At 55.8% G+C, this 15,727-nt stretch carries 17 protein-coding genes; 9 read left to right on the forward strand and 8 right to left on the reverse strand.

Annotated features, from left to right (window positions below; all coding sequences use genetic code 11):
- The 3 genes from Tam1G_RS00005 to Tam1G_RS00015 form a co-directional block, all read right to left on the reverse strand.
- The coding region (locus Tam1G_RS00005; RefSeq protein WP_133124949.1) for a peptidoglycan bridge formation protein FemAB at positions 1-658 on the reverse strand (658 nt) is incomplete at its 3' end.
- A gap of 147 nt (positions 659-805) precedes the next feature.
- Positions 806-1,804, reverse strand: coding sequence for a lipid II:glycine glycyltransferase FemX (locus Tam1G_RS00010; RefSeq protein WP_101624985.1), 999 nt, complete (start codon positions 1,802-1,804; stop codon positions 806-808).
- 98 nt (positions 1,805-1,902) lie between these two features.
- A complete protein-coding gene (locus Tam1G_RS00015; protein ID WP_101624986.1) occupies positions 1,903-3,471 on the reverse strand; it encodes a UDP-N-acetylmuramoyl-L-alanyl-D-glutamate--2,6-diaminopimelate ligase in 1,569 nt (522 codons plus the stop codon).
- A 209-nt stretch (positions 3,472-3,680) separates the two neighbouring features.
- On the opposite strand from Tam1G_RS00015, the gene Tam1G_RS00020 reads away from it, so the two are divergent.
- Positions 3,681-4,346 (forward strand): sigma-70 family RNA polymerase sigma factor, encoded by a 666-nt coding sequence (locus Tam1G_RS00020; protein WP_101625052.1) that lies wholly within the window; start codon positions 3,681-3,683, stop codon positions 4,344-4,346.
- Between the two features lie 2 nt (positions 4,347-4,348).
- Positions 4,349-4,687 (forward strand): hypothetical protein, encoded by a 339-nt coding sequence (locus Tam1G_RS00025; RefSeq protein WP_101625053.1) that lies wholly within the window; start codon positions 4,349-4,351, stop codon positions 4,685-4,687.
- A gap of 134 nt (positions 4,688-4,821) precedes the next feature.
- Here the strand turns inward: Tam1G_RS00025 and Tam1G_RS12060 are convergent, their stop codons facing one another.
- On the reverse strand, positions 4,822-4,896 hold the full coding sequence (locus Tam1G_RS12060; RefSeq protein WP_003817083.1) for a 50S ribosomal protein bL37: 75 nt from the start codon (positions 4,894-4,896) through the stop codon (positions 4,822-4,824).
- Between the two features lie 169 nt (positions 4,897-5,065).
- Positions 5,066-6,013, reverse strand: coding sequence for an aldose 1-epimerase family protein (locus tag Tam1G_RS00030; protein WP_101624987.1), 948 nt, complete (start codon positions 6,011-6,013; stop codon positions 5,066-5,068).
- Between the two features lie 162 nt (positions 6,014-6,175).
- Here Tam1G_RS00030 and Tam1G_RS00035 point away from each other — a divergent pair, with 162 nt between their 5' ends.
- Positions 6,176-7,165: a 4-hydroxy-3-methylbut-2-enyl diphosphate reductase gene (locus Tam1G_RS00035; RefSeq protein ID WP_101624988.1), complete on the forward strand. Its 990-nt coding sequence runs from the start codon at positions 6,176-6,178 to the stop codon at positions 7,163-7,165.
- 240 nt (positions 7,166-7,405) lie between these two features.
- Here the strand turns inward: Tam1G_RS00035 and ybaK are convergent, their stop codons facing one another.
- From ybaK to Tam1G_RS00060, 3 genes are all read right to left on the reverse strand, one after another.
- Positions 7,406-7,915, reverse strand: a complete 510-nt coding sequence (ybaK, locus tag Tam1G_RS00045; protein ID WP_101624990.1) for a Cys-tRNA(Pro) deacylase — start codon at positions 7,913-7,915, stop codon at positions 7,406-7,408.
- Positions 7,916-8,009: 94 nt separating this feature from the next.
- On the reverse strand, positions 8,010-9,068 hold the full coding sequence (gene gap / locus Tam1G_RS00050; RefSeq protein ID WP_033890062.1) for a type I glyceraldehyde-3-phosphate dehydrogenase: 1,059 nt from the start codon (positions 9,066-9,068) through the stop codon (positions 8,010-8,012).
- A gap of 228 nt (positions 9,069-9,296) precedes the next feature.
- Positions 9,297-10,034: a thiamine diphosphokinase gene (locus Tam1G_RS00060; protein ID WP_101624992.1), complete on the reverse strand. Its 738-nt coding sequence runs from the start codon at positions 10,032-10,034 to the stop codon at positions 9,297-9,299.
- A gap of 87 nt (positions 10,035-10,121) precedes the next feature.
- Between Tam1G_RS00060 and Tam1G_RS00065 the strand changes: the two genes are divergently transcribed.
- The 6 genes from Tam1G_RS00065 to Tam1G_RS00090 all read left to right on the forward strand — a co-directional run bounded on the left by Tam1G_RS00065 (position 10,122) and on the right by Tam1G_RS00090 (position 15,711).
- Positions 10,122-11,783: a spermidine synthase gene (locus Tam1G_RS00065; protein ID WP_101624993.1), complete on the forward strand. Its 1,662-nt coding sequence runs from the start codon at positions 10,122-10,124 to the stop codon at positions 11,781-11,783.
- A 322-nt stretch (positions 11,784-12,105) separates the two neighbouring features.
- Complete coding sequence (infC, locus tag Tam1G_RS00070; RefSeq protein WP_101624994.1) at positions 12,106-12,840, forward strand: translation initiation factor IF-3; 735 nt, start codon at positions 12,106-12,108, stop codon at positions 12,838-12,840.
- Complete coding sequence (gene rpmI / locus Tam1G_RS00075; RefSeq protein ID WP_033890065.1) at positions 12,821-13,015, forward strand: 50S ribosomal protein L35; 195 nt, start codon at positions 12,821-12,823, stop codon at positions 13,013-13,015. Before infC ends, rpmI begins: the two co-directional genes overlap by 20 nt.
- 53 nt (positions 13,016-13,068) lie before the next feature.
- Positions 13,069-13,452 carry a 50S ribosomal protein L20 gene (gene rplT, locus Tam1G_RS00080; protein ID WP_033890067.1) on the forward strand — a complete coding sequence of 128 codons (384 nt, stop codon included), beginning with the start codon at positions 13,069-13,071 and terminating at the stop codon, positions 13,450-13,452.
- A gap of 138 nt (positions 13,453-13,590) precedes the next feature.
- Positions 13,591-14,517: a site-specific tyrosine recombinase XerD gene (gene xerD, locus Tam1G_RS00085; RefSeq protein ID WP_101624995.1), complete on the forward strand. Its 927-nt coding sequence runs from the start codon at positions 13,591-13,593 to the stop codon at positions 14,515-14,517.
- Between the two features lie 354 nt (positions 14,518-14,871).
- Positions 14,872-15,711 (forward strand): ParA family protein, encoded by an 840-nt coding sequence (locus tag Tam1G_RS00090; RefSeq protein ID WP_033890172.1) that lies wholly within the window; start codon positions 14,872-14,874, stop codon positions 15,709-15,711.
- The last annotated feature ends 16 nt before the right edge of the window (positions 15,712-15,727 follow it).

Genomic DNA, 15,727 nt, shown 5'->3' on the forward strand with positions numbered 1-15,727 from the left:
GCGCGGCGAACACGCGGCAGTGCTCCGGGCCCAACGCCTCGATCATGTCGAGGTAGTCCTTGAGCGGGGCCGGTTTGAACCCGTCCCGCTCGCCGGTCTCGAGCATCACGTCGTAGTATTCGGAGAAATCGGACATGGCGGGCCCGGTCTCGTCGGCCACGGATGCGGGGCATTCGCGCAGCGCCTTGCGCACGTCGCGCCGGCCGCGGCGCTTCATGCGCGACAGGATGGCCTCGTCGCCGCCGGTGACGTCGATGACCACCGTCCAGTCGTAGGGGACCGTGGACAGCACGGGCAGGGCGCCGGCCGACGACCAGGTGTCGAGGCGCAGGAACACGATCCCCGGATCCTCATGACGCACGAAGGAGGCCAACGACCCGACCACGGAGCGTTCCAGGGCCGGGTTCGGCAGCACCGTCCACACCGGGCCGTGCATGGACCGCAGATACCGATAGCCATGTGTCCGATACTCAATCAACGACAACATCGCAACCGGAACATCACCATCCAGTACCATGAGCGGCCCCCATAGCCGCCTGCCTTCAATTGTGTTCTGATAATGGGCCCACCGTGCACTTTGCTCGATGGGAAGAACAATATCGCAGCCAGCCGCTTCTTCCTCGATCTCCTGGAATGATGTTCTGGCAACAGTAAGCATAAAACCCCAGCCTTTGTATGACGTTGTTCGTAATAACCGTCAAACAGTGTGCGGTCCGCTGGTGTGTAAACCTTGGCATCTGGCCGCTTATGGGCTGGGGTTTTTCTGGAAATACTCTGGTGGATAGCCTTGCAGGAGCTGAGAGCCTTAGCGGTTACCGCCTTTACGAAGCTTCTGAATGAAACGTAGCACGCCATAGAACCCGCGGTGGATCGGGATATCATGGCCTGCGGCCACCGGCGTGATTTCCGGAGCGAACTTGGTCTTGAACTGGTTCAGGCCCTTCAAAGACGGTGCGAAATCGGAGCCGATGCCCATCATATCCAAGCTCACAATGCCCTGCGCGCCCAGCGTGCAGAAGATGTGGTAGAACATCTTGTCCGGAACGCGCAGACGGCGTACCGCGGTGCTCATGCAACCGTAGTAATACACGGCACGCTTATCGTTGATAGTGACCAGACACCAGTTGACGACCTTGCCATCAATACGGCTGACGAACAGGCGGCAATGCTCCGGTCCCAGTTCGCGCAACATGTCTTCGTAATCGCCCTTGGGCGCAGGTGTAAAACCGTCGCGCTTGCCGGTGTCTACCATAACGCCGTAATACTCGTCGAACGACTTGGAGGCCTGCTCGGTTTCATCAGCACAGGTGGCGGGGCTTTCACGCAGAGCCTTGCGCACGTTCTGACGACCACGAGCGCGCATGCGAGCCAAGATCTCATCGTCGCCACCGGTCAGGTCAACAATCACGGTCTGGTCGTACGGCACGGTAGACAGCACACGGTAATAACCGTCTTCATACCAGGTATCCACGCGCAGGAAGACCACCTTGCGATCTTTGGCACGCACGGCCTTGACAAGAGCATCGGTGACCTCGCGCTCCTCCTCCTGAGTAGGTTTAGACACCCACACCGGTCCGTGGAGCGAACGCAGATAGTGGTAGCCGTGCGTCTCATAATCGATAAGCAGGAGAACGGCGACGAGATCATTGTCACGGCGGATGAGATATGCGCCCCAAGGGTGGCGACCGGGAACAGTGGCCTGATAGCGGGCCCAAGCCTCGGTCTGTTCGATGGGCAGTACGAGGCCGGCTTCCGCTGCCGCCTGTTCCATTGCCTCGGCTGTGGTGTGTTCAAGAGTAATCAATGCTGACTCCTTGGAAATGATGTGAATGGGTAAGTCTATTTGATGGGCTGAGATGACTGATGAATAAGTCGATTGAGGTCTTTTCCGTGAGGCGTTCGTCAGTCATTCGGTTGAGCTATGCCGAACAAGCGGCGAATCACATGACCATCGCCCTCATAAGGAGCGTGCTTGCCTTCCACCTTGATCCACTGTTCCTCGCCTTTGCCGATGATAAGCAACACGGTCATGCGGCCTTGCGCAGCGGTCTGCTCGGCCTCCTGTTCGGCCTGTTCGATGGCCTTCGCACGGTCAAGAATGATTTCACTGGAAACATTCGGATTAGTGATGTATCCACGCATCTCGTTCAAGATATCGATCATCGGCTCCTTGACCGTATCTTCCGAAGTCAGGATGATGCGGTCGGCCTTCTCCTGCGCACCATTGATAATGCCTTCGCGTCGGTCCACGGCTTTATCTCCCACGGAACCCGTGACCACAATAATGCGCGGGTTTTGCTCGGCATACTTGCGGGAGACGAAATCGATCAGCGTGCGCGTGCTCACAAAATTGTGCGCATAATCCACGTATGCCACAATCGATCCGTCGCCGTTCTCGAAATGCTCCATACGCCCGGAAATGCGGACATGCTCAAGCGCCGCGAAAGCGGGGGAGTCTTCAGGGACGCCGGCTTCCCTTGCCAGGGCAATGGCCGTAGCTGCATTGGCTGCATTGAACCCACCTTCGAGCTCCAATGAGAAATCGCCAATGGCCTTGCCGTGCTCCTGGAAAATATATTGAGATGCATTATCCGGGTCAGGCAATGCCACGAAATCACTATCGTTGTGTGCGGCATCGCCTCGCAGAGCGAACGTGACGACAGGTACATTCGCTCTACGTGCATCCTCGCGGATTAAATCGGCATGATCGCAATCCGTGCCCAATACCAATGTGCGGCAGTTATACGTAATCTGGCGCTTGCAATGGAGATAATCCTCAAACGTGGGATGTTCAATCGGGCTGATGTGATCCGGGGAAATGTTCAGGAATGCAGCCACATCAAAGGTAAGTCCATAGACTCGGTTCACTTTGTACGCCTGGGAGGAGACCTCCATGACCAGGTAACGCATGCCATTGCCGACCGCTTCATGCATCATGCGGAACGCGTCAAGGCTTTCCGGAGTAGTCAAGGCCGATTCCTTATAGGTGCGGCCATCCAGGCAGTTGTCAACAGACGAGAACAGTGCACACTTGCCGTCCGAATACGCGTTCAGTACAGCCTGCGTGAAATACGCGGTGGTGGTTTTGCCTTTAGTACCGGTAATGCCGATAACTGTGAGCTTGTCTTGCGGACGGTCGAAGAACTCGGCAGCCAGCAGACTCATCGCCTTGCGCACATCATTGACAATCAGACCCGGTGCCTTGGTCTCGGCGGAATAATCGTTCTGCGCAACATACGCGGCAAGACCGCGTTCATCAATATCATGCAGGAATGAGGCCTTGAAATTGCCCTTGCAGAACAGCAAAGTACCGTTGACCACTTCTCGAGTGTCATAGGTGATGCCGCTGAATGGTTGATCATGCTGGGCGATTTCCGAGGAATCAAGAGTCCAACGTTCGCCGATGATAATCTCTCTCAACAAATGATGCTGCTCAAGCAGCTGAGCTGCCGAGGCCAAAGTCAAAGCCATAAATCGTTTCTCCCTGTTTCTTACCGAAAGTTATTCTACAGGCCGTTGCCGCTGGCACGCGATTCATCTGGCATCGACCACGATATAGGCACACGAGTTGGCTAGAATGAGCAATCGTGACGACGAAACAAGGAACCGTGAATCTCGAACAGGGCGGAGACAGCAAGCCAGCGGGAGCTGCGCCAGATGCTGCACGGGCAGCGGAGAACATGCAAGCCAAGCGCGCTCGCTTCGAGAAACTGGCCATGCCTGCCGTCAACGCGTTATACCGGCAAGCCATGCGACTGACTAATAATCCCGATGATGCGCAGGATCTGGTGCAGGATACGTTCGAGCGAGGTTTCAAAGCATTCGATACATTCCAGCCCGGATCGAATTTCGAAGCGTGGATGACCACCATCGAGCGCAACGCCTACTTCAATCAGTATGCGAAAGCCAAACGCAGGCCACAGCGCGCCAACGATTCGACCGGTGAATACGATGATTGGGATATTTACGACGCAGCTGAGCATTCCTCGGATGGGCTGAAGTCCGCGGAGGAGGAATATCTGAACGCTTTTGCCCCTGAGGAGATTATGGCAGCGCTCGCCAAACTGTCTCCCGAACGTCGTCAGGTGTTTATTGACGCTGCCATCGATGGCAAGTCGTACCAGCAGGTGGCGGATGAGCAGGGTGTGAAAATCGGTACGGTGATGAGTCGCCTGAACCGTGCCCGTGCACAGTTGAAACGAGAACTGGCCGCATATGCGCGCGAACGTGGATATGTAGCAGATGACACGACGAAATCCACTGGTTCACCATCCGCGAAGTTAGACAAAAACATGAATGAGCGCACGCAAAGCGTTCATAATGGAAATGATGGAAAGGAGATTTGATGATGAATGATCGCGGTGTTGAACAGACTCGTCATATCTCCATTACCAGTGCAACCGCCGATGGTGTGGTAAGCAGAACGGAAGTGCACATCACCACTAGGCAGTGCTGCTCGGGCGATGGCCCTGCTCAATGTGGATGTGGCAGTGTTATGCAAGATGCGCAGGAGTATGCCCAGTATGAGCAGGAGGGGGAGTGTTTCGATCCTTCAACGTGCTGCGATGCCCGGGAACAAGCGTTGATTGCCGCACTGCGCGCTTATTTGCGTCCGGATGTGGCGCCTGAATGCTTGATGGCCAAGCTCAAAGCCACGCTGGATCATTGCTGTGGCGATGAGAAGTAGTGTGTGGTTGTGTGACATGTGATTGGCGCAGTCGGTGTAGTCGGCAGCTATAAGACATGGTCCAAGAAAAAACAATGAAGCCCGTCTGATTGCTCAGGCGGGCTTCATTCGTATTCGGTGGAATACGTGAAGAATCAGGCGTTAGGACGCTTGCCGTGGTTAGCGGCCTTCTTACGACGATCCTTACGCTTACGTCCGCGCATGCCCATGATGGACTCCTTTACTTAAAGAAAAAATAAGCCTTCGGAATTATGCCACATCGCTCAGACGACATGCAACATGCGTGTCATTGTTGCTGCGCTGCTGTGGCATCCGTTTCGAAGGCTATTGTGCAATGCCTATGCGACTTGTGCGCTGTGCGCGTTGTGCGCGTGAAGCTCAGTGCTGCTCAGCCTTGATGAACATCGTAGTGGTGCTGGACTCGCCGGGCTTGATCACAATGAGATCCTTGCCAGTGTTGAACGCGTTAGCGTACGCGGTCTGCGGTTCCACGGCGGTGCCAGCCGGATGCTGGAATGCCGGGAAGCCGGTGCCGGTGCACACCTGGAAGGAGGTGATGGTCTCATCGCCGCCAACCTTGATAACCAATCCGTCCGGACGAGTGAAGGTTGCGGTCACCGTGCCGTCAGCGTCATGCTTCAGATCGGTCCAGGCATCATCGAATGGCTGGTTGACCAGCAGCGGGTTGTCATTGAGATCGTACTTGGTGCCTTCCACCGGCTCGGTGCCGGTCGGAATAAGGTTCTCGTCCACGGTGACGTGCGTGGCGGCCGGTACAGTCAGGTGGCACTGAGCGTTATGGCCGTCGATTTCATCGCCGTAACCGTTGAAGCCGTTGTCCAGCCACGGGTGAATAGCCAGTGCCCACGGGGCATCCACATCGCCGTAGTTCTCAGCGGTGACGGTAATCTTCAGTCCGTCTTCAGTCAGCTCATGGGTGGCGTACACCTTGATGGCGAACGGGTAGCCAAGCAGGAACGGAGCGCGCCAGGACTGGGTCACCGAACTTTCAGTCAAGGATTCGAGCTTCCAGAAGGAACGGTAGCCGTAGCCGTGAATGGCGGTGTTGCGATCATGCTCATCAATAGGCAGCGTGTAGGTCTTGCCTTCGAACTCGTAAGTGCCTGCGGCGATACGGTTCGGGAACGGAACCAGCAGTTGGCCGTGGCAGCAGGTAATCGGGTCGTCTGCGCCAAGCGGAACGATGACGTTCTTGCCCTTATAGGTGACCTTACGCATGGTAGCGCCCAGCTCGGTGATTACGGCTTCGTAGTCGCCGTAGGAGATGCTGTATTGTTGGCCGGTGCGTGGCGTTGTATTCGTCATGAAATCACTCCCGTAGTGAGATATCGGAATCGATAACCATTGTTACCGCTAACAGCTAGTGTAGCGCGTTTCTTCATATACACGGCTTATCCACGCTCGCGCATCTCACTTTGCCGGGAACCTGCTTTAGACTAGACCACAGTGTGCGAACAAGGAGATGCAATGACCAAGTGTGTGGTGCTGGCCGATCCGCGAGGATTCTGCGCTGGAGTCGATCGTGCGATTCTTACGGTACAGACGATTCTGAAGGCGGCAGCCTCATCAAACAAACTGGTGCGTGAGGATGGTCTTCCTCCGGTATACGTGCGCAGGCAAATCGTGCACAATAAGCATGTTGTTGAAGACTTGGCGTCGCAAGGTGCGGTGTTTGTGCAGGAACTCAGTGAGATTCCAGATGCTGCTGCAGCCGCGGGAATTCCCGTGGTGTTTTCCGCGCATGGTGTTTCTCCAGAGGTCAAGGATGAAGCCAAGCGGCGGGGTATGCATGTAGTGGATGCCACATGCCCGTTGGTGGGCAAAGTGCATCGTGAGGTGCTGCGATTTGTGCGCGAAGGCTATGAGATTGTCTACATCGGGCACAAAGGTCATGATGAGGCAGTGGGCGTAGTAGGAGAGAGCCCGGAACATGTGCATCTGATTGAGCACGCCGATGACGTGGCTTCGTTGAATTTCACGCCTGAAACCAAGCTGGTACTGCTTTCGCAGACCACGCTAAGCGTGGATGAAACCGCTGGCACCATAGCCGCATTGAAAGCGCGGTTCCCCTGGATGGAAGAGCCGCCCAGCTCGGATATCTGCTACGCCACGTCAAATAGGCAGGCCGCAGTGAAACTGGTAGCTCAACAGTCTGACTGCGTGGTGATTGTCGGCTCTGCGAATTCCTCCAATTCCGTGCGACTGATGGAAGTGGCACAGGAAGGTCTGGGGGAGCGCGGCAAGGCATATCGCGTGGATGATGCCAGTGAGCTCGATCCCGAGTGGTTCACAGATGTCGAGGCTGTGGGCATCTCCTCTGGCGCATCCGTTCCTGATGAACTGGTATCTGGAGTGATTGACGCGCTGCAATCTCAAGGTTTCACTGGCATGAAGTCCGTGGAGACCATTAAGGAGAACATGCACTTTGTACTACCGGCTGAGCTTCGCCGCCGGTAGCTTCGCAGCGAAGCTGCTCACTTCGCCTATGAAGAGTCCACTGGACTCTTCACTTTACGGCTCAGTCCGCGGAACTCCGCAGGCAACCTTCGCGAGCCTAGTCAGGCTCGCTCACTTCGCCTACAGAGAGCCCGCAGGGCTCTCTGCTTTACGGCTCAGCTGGCTGAGCTTCGCCGCCGGTAGCTTCGCAGCGAAGCTGCTCACTTCGCCTATGAAGAGTCCACCAGACTCTTCATAGGATTACCATGTGCCAATTGGCGCGGCAATGCCGTTCAGCACCTTCAAAAGATCGTTCGGATTGACGCCCACGGACAATCCACGTTTGCCTCCGGAGACCAAAATTTTATCGAATTGTAATGCGCTCTCGTCCAGTACGGTTTTGTGATGGGTCTTCTGGCCCAGCGGGGAAATACCTCCCACCACGTATCCGGATTCGCACATGGCCACCTTCGGATCGGCCATTGCCGCTTTTTTCGCGCCGACCGCAGCGGCCAATGCTTTCAAATCCATATGTCCACTCACCGGCACTACGCCTACCACGCGTTCGGTGCCGGTATCTGCCATCAAGGTCTTGAAAACCTGATGCTCATCAAATCCAAGCTTGGTGGCCGCCTCGACGCCATAGCCATCGTCCATGTGGTCATTGGAATGCTCATACTCGTAGAGCTGAAACTCCACGCCTGCCTTCTCCAATTGCACTGTGGCAGGGGTGGAGCCGGTGCCTTTACCATGTTTGTTCTTCTTTGCCATGATTTCTGTTGTACTACAAAGAAACCCCCGCGCATGGCGGGGGTTTCATGAGCTTAGTTCTCAAACGAACCTATGCGGGCAGACCCGCATGGATTCACTCGGAGATCTCAGCGAAGTACAGCAGGGTACGGATCATGTTGGAGGTGAAGCCGTACTCGTTGTCGTAGAAGGAGACGGTGCGAGCCAGGGTCACGCCGTCAACGGTGTTGACGTCGGTCTGGGTCGGGTCGAACACGCCACCGTGGGTGTCGCCGAGGATATCGGAGGAAACGATGCCCTCATCGTTGTAGCCGTAGAACTCGCAGTTCTCGAAGGCTTCCTTGAAGGCGGCGTTGATCTCGTCAGCGGTGGTCTCGGTGTTCAGAACGGTGGTCAGCTCGGTGACGGAGCCGTCCGGAACCTGAACGCGCTGAGCGTGGCCCTGCAGCTTGCCGTTCACGGACGGAACGACCTTGCCGATAGCCTTGGCAGCGCCGGTGGAGTGGGCGATGGTGTTGATGGCGGCGGCGCGCAGGTTGCGGCCGGTCTTGGTGCCACGCGGGCCATCGAGCAGCATCTGGGTGCCGGTGTAAGCGTGGATGGTGGTCATGAAGCCAGCCTTGATGCCGAACTTCTCGTCCAGCAGCTTGACCATAGCAGCCATAGAGTTGGTGGTGCAGGAGCCGGCGGAGACGATCACGTCGGAAGCCTTGAGGATGTCGTGGTTCACGCCGAACACGACGGTCGGGGTGACGTCATCCTTGGCCGGAGCGGAGATCAGGACCTTCTTGGCGCCAGCGTTGATGTGGGCCTGGGACTTCTCAGCGGAGGTGTAGAAGCCGGTGCACTCGAGCACGTACTCAACACCGTCGTTCTTGACCCACGGAATGTTGTTGGCGTCCTTCTCGGCGTAGACCTTGTATTCCTTGCCGTCCACCACGATGGAGTCTTCGGTGGCCTTCACGTCAACCGGGGTGCCGTCGTCGTGACGGAAGGTGCCGTGGGTGGAATCGTACTTCAGCAGGTAAGCCAGGGTGGCCGGGGTGGTCAGATCGTTGATGGCGGCAACTTCGATGTCACCAGCCTGGCCGCCGCGAGCCTGCAGCTCGAAGATACGACGGAAGGCGAGACGACCAATGCGACCGAAGCCGTTGATACCAATCTTAACTGTCATGTAATTCTCCCTTGTAGGGTGGCGGTAATGTGCCTTGACACACCACGCCATTGTTTACCAACAGTTGTTACTGTAATGCCGACTGTGTACACAAAGCAACGTTTGACCGTGCGTTTTGGGCAAAAAATCTCATTTTTTTGTGAGCGCTCACATCATTGTTTGCGCGTGCTTTGCCATACGTTCATCGATGATGTTGCGTGGTGGCGAAAACGCAAACTTGATATGCCGCTAATGCACCAACAGCGCGGAGACCTCAGTATCCAATTCGCCGATGCTTCCTGAGAATTCATGATTACGGTCAACTGCAGGCAAGGCCACCTCAGCGGGGAACGTAACGATCAATGTTCCTCGCGCAACGCTAATCGCAGAAGGCACGTTATCACGGAACTCGTTGCTGACTCCCTGCACCACGGTATTGGTCAGGGTGCCATGCTCCAGCTCATACTTCAGCCCTGGCTCGTTCACGTCAAGCGAAACGTCAGACAGGGAGAACACAGATACCATGCGCCCCTCTTCCGGAACCGAATGGGCCGCGAACTCGAGCTTGCCATCGCAGATGGCGGTGACCACAGTGCCGTCTCCGAATAGATAGCCGCTTGCGCCATGCTGGGCCAGCAACGCCATCAGCTGAATATTCGACAGCGTGTGATCAACGCGACCTCCCAATCCGCCCCAGATGCGGAACTCGCGGCAGCCTGCGGCCCAACCGATTTTCAAAGCCGAGAGCATATCCGGATCATCTTTGAGTGGAGGCAACACCACCGTTCGCGTACCGGCATCGGCAGATGGCCGTGCACCCTCAAGCGAATCGAAATCACCGACCACCACATTCGGTGCAATACCTAAAGCGCGAGTATGGTCGAGCCCACCATCCGCCGCCACAATATAGGCATCCGAAGGAATCAGCGACGCGTCAGGACTCCCGTAGTATTCACCGGCACCGAAAATCACACATACCTTGGTCATGACGCCAACTCTAGCCGGTCAGCTGCTAGGCTGGCGAAACAAGGCGTTTGCGTATGAGCAAATAGCGGAGACAAGGGGAGCGGAACAATGGCGCATATCACCGAAGCAAGTGAAAGACCCATCCTCAAATCCAAGGTGTTCCTCTACGTCACCGAATTCTTCTCCGGCATGTCCGTGATGGCCGCCGAGCTTGGTGCCTCGCGATTGCTGGCACCATATTTCTCCAGCTCACAGATTGTATGGACCATCATCATCGGCACCATCATGATTGCGCTGGCATTGGGTGCGGTGTTTGGCGGAAAATGGGCCGATAAGGATCCGAATCCGGATAAGCTCTACATGCGCATCATGATCGCAGCCGTATGGATTTCACTGATTCCATTGGTTGGCAAGTACCTGATTCTTATCATTTCCGGACTGCTGATTGTTACCGTTTCGACGAATTTCCTGATCATTGCCGCGTTCATCTCCTGCGCCATCATCTTTGTGCCGCCACTGTTCCTGCTCGGCACAGTGACCGCAGGTCTCAATAAATTCGCTACGACTTCGCTGGAAGACAATGCATCCGTAGTGGGCCGACTCTCCGCATGCAACACCATCGGTTCGATTCTGGGAACCTTCCTGCCTACATTCGTCACGATTCCAGCTGTGGGCACATTCGTAAGCTTCCTGATTTTCTCTGGAGCGCTGCTGATCATTCCACTGGCTTATTTCATCTCCATCAAAGCGCACCGTGTGGCGTGCGCGGTATCGGCAGTGATGTTCGTGGCCACGAGCTGTGTTTCGCCACTCACCGGTTTCGCATTCTGGGAAACCAATCTTGCCTATGAGGGGGAGTCCATCTACAACTACCTGCAGGTCAAGAATCTTTCCGACCGCACGATACTGTCCACCAACGTGCTCTTCGGCGTGCAGTCGGTCACGATGAAGGACCCAGGGCTGACCGGCATGTATTACGACACCGCGCTTGCCGCTCCGGCGCTTGCGGACAAGGCGGACTCCGCTCTGATTCTCGGTATGGGAACCGGCACGTATGCCAGGCAGCTCAAGCAGTATTACCCGGATATGGCCATCACCGGAGTGGAAATCGATCAGAAAATCACCAACTTGGCGGGGCAGTATTTCTCCGAGCCGAGTGACGTGCCGGTGAGCACGTACGATGGCCGCGCATGGCTTGCAGCTTCCCGTGATTCCTACGATGTGATTATGGTCGACGCGTATCAGGACATCACCATTCCATTCCAGATGAGTTCCACCGAGTTCTTCTCTATGGTGCGTGAACACCTCAATCCCGGTGGTGTGATGGTGGTGAATATGAATATGGTCTCGGACGGGCGTGGGTCCATCAATGAGGCGCTGAGCGACACGATCGCCAGCGTGTTCGGTGCAGGCAATGTGTTGACCGCCGATGTACCGAATACTACGAACCGTGAGCTGTTCGCGAAGAAATCATCGGCTGGGCAATCGGCGAGCGATATGAAGCAGGTCGCCAAGGCGGATCGTTTGTGCCAGCGAACCTATGCGCGCACATCCAGTAGTGAGCTGCAGTGGTATATGGAAAAGGTTGCCGGTCGATTCGCCGCCGTACAGCATCCGGATTCCTCCTCGACGATTTTGACGGATGATAAAGCGCCAGTGGAAGTGCTCGGTATGCGCGCCATCGATCAGATCATCGCGCAGGAAGCCGGCCCATACCGCGAAATATTGCAGAAGGAAGGTATCGGCGGTCTGCTGCGTGCGGTGCAATAATGGAGTAACGACAATGCGCTTGCCAAGTGCCGGATATGGCTTACGTATGTGATATGACGCTGCGACACACTGATGAACAATGTCCGAGCATATGGTATACTTTCTCTTTGGCTTGAGAAATCAAGAAAGCGGGGCAACCCCACCTGGAAACCTTTCAAGGTCTCGGGTTCAAGGCAACAGCCTAGAGATTGCTACGAAATAAGGCAATCGGAACATGTAATGCACACAGGTATTACAGCTGGATGGTCGACGTATGTCGTTTGGCCAATGTTGTCATGAATCCAATGCGTTGATGGGGATTTATGTGGGCCCGCGTAGGAACATGCAGAGGATTGGAGTCATCATCAGCGACGAACCACGTATTAACGACGAGATTCGCGTCCCGCAGGTACGCCTGATCGGCCCGAAGGGCGAGCAGGTGGGCGTCATCGCGACTACTGTTGCGCTGAACCTGGCCAAGGAGGCAAACCTCGATCTCGTCGAGGTGGCACCGAACGCGAAGCCTCCGGTCGCTAAGCTCATCGACTACGGCAAGTTCAAGTACAACGAGAAGATCAAGGCTCGTGAAGCTCGCCGCAATCAGAGCACCGCGGAAATCAAGGAAATTCGTTTCCGTCTCAAGATTGACGATCACGACTTCGACGTGAAGAAGGGCCATGTGACCCGCTTCCTGAACGGTGGCGATAAGGTCAAGGTGACCATTATGCTGCGCGGTCGTGAGATTTCCCGCCCGATTGGCGGTGTTGAGCTGCTGCAGCGCTTGGCTGACGATGTCGAGGAGTTCGGCACCGTGGAATCCAAGCCGAAGCAGGAGGGCCGCAACATCATCATGACCCTCGCGCCGAAGGGTAAGAAGGTGCACACCCAGTCTGAGCAGCGTCGCCGCGGAGCTGAATCCCGCGCTGAACGTCAGGCTCGTCAGGCTGCACGTCTTGCCGCCAAGCAGGAGGCTCAGGCACAGGCCGCAGCCGATGCCAAGGCCTCGATTTCTCCCCAGACTTCCGATATGAAGAAGCAAACCAGCAAGGAGGGCAGCAATGCCGAAGATGAAAACTAATTCCGCCGCTTCCAAGCGCGCTCGTATCACCGGCTCCGGCAAGGTGATGCAGGTCGGTTCCGCCATGCGCCACAACCTCGAGCACAAGTCCGCTCGCAAGCGTCGCGCTCTGTCCGCTGACGCTGTGCTGCGCGGTGGCCAGGCCAAGAAGCTGAAGCAGCTTCTGCAGAAGTGAGCTTAGGGCTTACACGGATAATAAAGACTTTTTAGAAAGCTGAGGAATAAATTATGGCACGTGTCAAGCGCGCAGTGAACGCCCACAAGAAGCGTCGCGTTGTTCTCGAGAGGGCTTCCGGCTACCGCGGCCAGCGCTCCCGCCTGTACCGCAAGGCTAAGGAACAGCTGCTGCACTCCTTTAACTACAACTTCCGCGACCGTAAGGCTCGCAAGGGTGACTTCCGCAAGCTGTGGATCCAGCGTATCAACGCTGCTGTCCGCGCTGAGGGCATCACCTACAACCGCTTCATCCAGGGCCTGCACCTTGCTGGCATCGAACTGGATCGTCGCGCTCTCGCCGAGCTGGCCGTCTCCGATCCTGAGACCTTCAAGACCATCGTTGAGGCTGCCAAGGCTGCTCTGCCTGAGGACGTCAACGCTCCGGTCGAGGCCTGAGACAACGGTCCGTCAGACTGATTTTTTAACAGAACCCCGCTATTTGGCGGGGTTTCTTCGTATATGGGCTTCTTATCCTCTTCCCCGGTATCTCCAAAAGCTCTATACGAAGACGTTCTCCGATTACGATAAGACACCATGACCAATAGCTTCGAGAGACTTACTGAGCAATTTCTTGTGCATATCGGCGTGGAACGAGGGCTCGCTAAAGCCACAGTGGAGGCATACGAATCCGATATCAACAGGTATGTTGATTGGCTCGAAGCCCGAGGTATTGAAGATGCCAATGCCATTACCTCGCAAGATGTTGAAGATTACGTCGCTTCATTGGATGCGGCAGGGGAGTCTGCGCGATCCAAGGCCAGACGCTTGGCATCACTCCATGAATTCCATCGTTTTGCATTGAGCCAGCACGTAGTCATGAATGATGTTTCCGCGGCAATTAAGGCACCCAAGGGTGCGTCCGCATTGCCCGACGTGTTGAACGTGGACGAGGTGACGCAACTTCTGGATGCGGCGGCGGTCGGTGGTTCGAATGATCCGGTAGTGTTGCGCAATAAAGCGTTACTGGAATTCATGTATGCCACCGGATGCCGTGTTTCTGAAGCAGCTGGAGCGAATCTTGACGATATTGACTTGGATGAGCGTGTGGCCCGTCTCATGGGCAAAGGTTCCAAACAGCGCTTGGTGCCCATCGGTGGTTACGCGTGCGAAGCATTGACCGCGTATCTCAGCATGGCGAGAGGAGAGCTTGAACGTCGATCTTCGGCAGCGGTGCCGGAACGTCGGGCGCTGTTTCTGAACAAGCGTGGCCGCCGCATCTCCCGACAGTCGATTTGGGAAGTGGTCAAAGATGCGGGGGAGCGGGCCGGCATCACGCGGCCTTTGCACCCGCACACGTTGCGCCATTCGTTTGCAACGCATCTGATTCAAGGCGGTGCGGACGTGCGTACCGTACAAGAGTTGTTGGGTCATGCCAGCGTTACCACCACGCAGATTTACACACACGTAAGCCCTGAGCATCTGATTGAGGCCTACCTGTCTTCTCATCCGCGAGCCAGATGAGCATAAATCCACGGTTTTCGTTTGTATGTTCGCGCAAATAACCAGTGGTGCGCGAACATACAAAGGTTTTCGCACCCAAAATCGTTTGTATGTTCGCGCGGCCTTCGTAATCACGCGAACATACAAACAATGAGCTGGGCCTCGAGTGGTTTTCCGGCATAAATTGGACGGGTATCCCTCAAAGAGTAGGCTATAAGGCAGTTGGTGATACCGATGAAGGGGTGCGGAACGACGATGGAAGACTGGCGTGATGACCGGACAACGGTCGACGGTTTCAGGCAAGGAACTTTGCCTATGGCCGGAACGTATGTCGTTACCCCCCGAACAGACGAGGATGTTGATAAGGTAAACAGTATGCCTACCGATCTGCTTGGACGTGAATATGAAACCTTCCCCGCTCCCGAACCGTTGCAGCAGCATGGCCCGGCCAGGGTCATCGCCATGTGCAACCAGAAGGGCGGCGTAGGTAAGACCACTAGTTCCATCAATATCGCCGGTGCTCTTGCCCAGTATGGCCGCCGTGTGCTGATTGTCGATTTTGATCCTCAGGGTGCGGCAACGGTGGGTCTCGGCATCAATGCGAATGCGGTGGACAACACGATTTATACAGCCCTGTTTGATATTTCCGTAGATCCGCATGATGTGGTGCAGCATACGGCGTTCGAAAACATCGACATCATTCCCGCGAACATTGATTTGTCCGCTGCCGAAGTACAGCTGGTTACCGAGGTGGGCCGTGAACAGATCCTGAACGGCGTGCTGCGCAAACTGAAGAACGAATACGATCTCATTATCGTGGATTGCCAGCCTTCGCTGGGCCTGCTCACCGTCAATGCGTTGACGGCTGCGGATGGCGTCATCATTCCGGTGGCTGCCGAGTTCTTCGCTCTGCGAGGCGTGGCATTACTGATGCAATCCATCGAAAAGGTGCAGTCGCGTATCAATCCGGCTTTGGAGGTGGACGGCGTACTGGTCACCATGTACACCAACACCTTGCATTGTGAGGAAGTCTGCCAGCGCATTTACGAAGCGTTTAAGGATAAGGTGTTCCACACCTGTATTTCTCGTTCGATTAAGCTGCCGGATTCCACTGTTGCCGCGGCTCCGATTGTGATTTATGCGCCGGGACACAAGACCGCCAAGGAATACCGCGAAGTCGCGCGTGAAATGATATCGCGCGGCGTGGTGGCGTAACGCAAGCGCCACATAC

This window comes from Bifidobacterium imperatoris (assembly GCF_002860405.1).
Taxonomy (GTDB): Bacteria; Actinomycetota; Actinomycetes; order Actinomycetales; family Bifidobacteriaceae; genus Bifidobacterium; species Bifidobacterium imperatoris.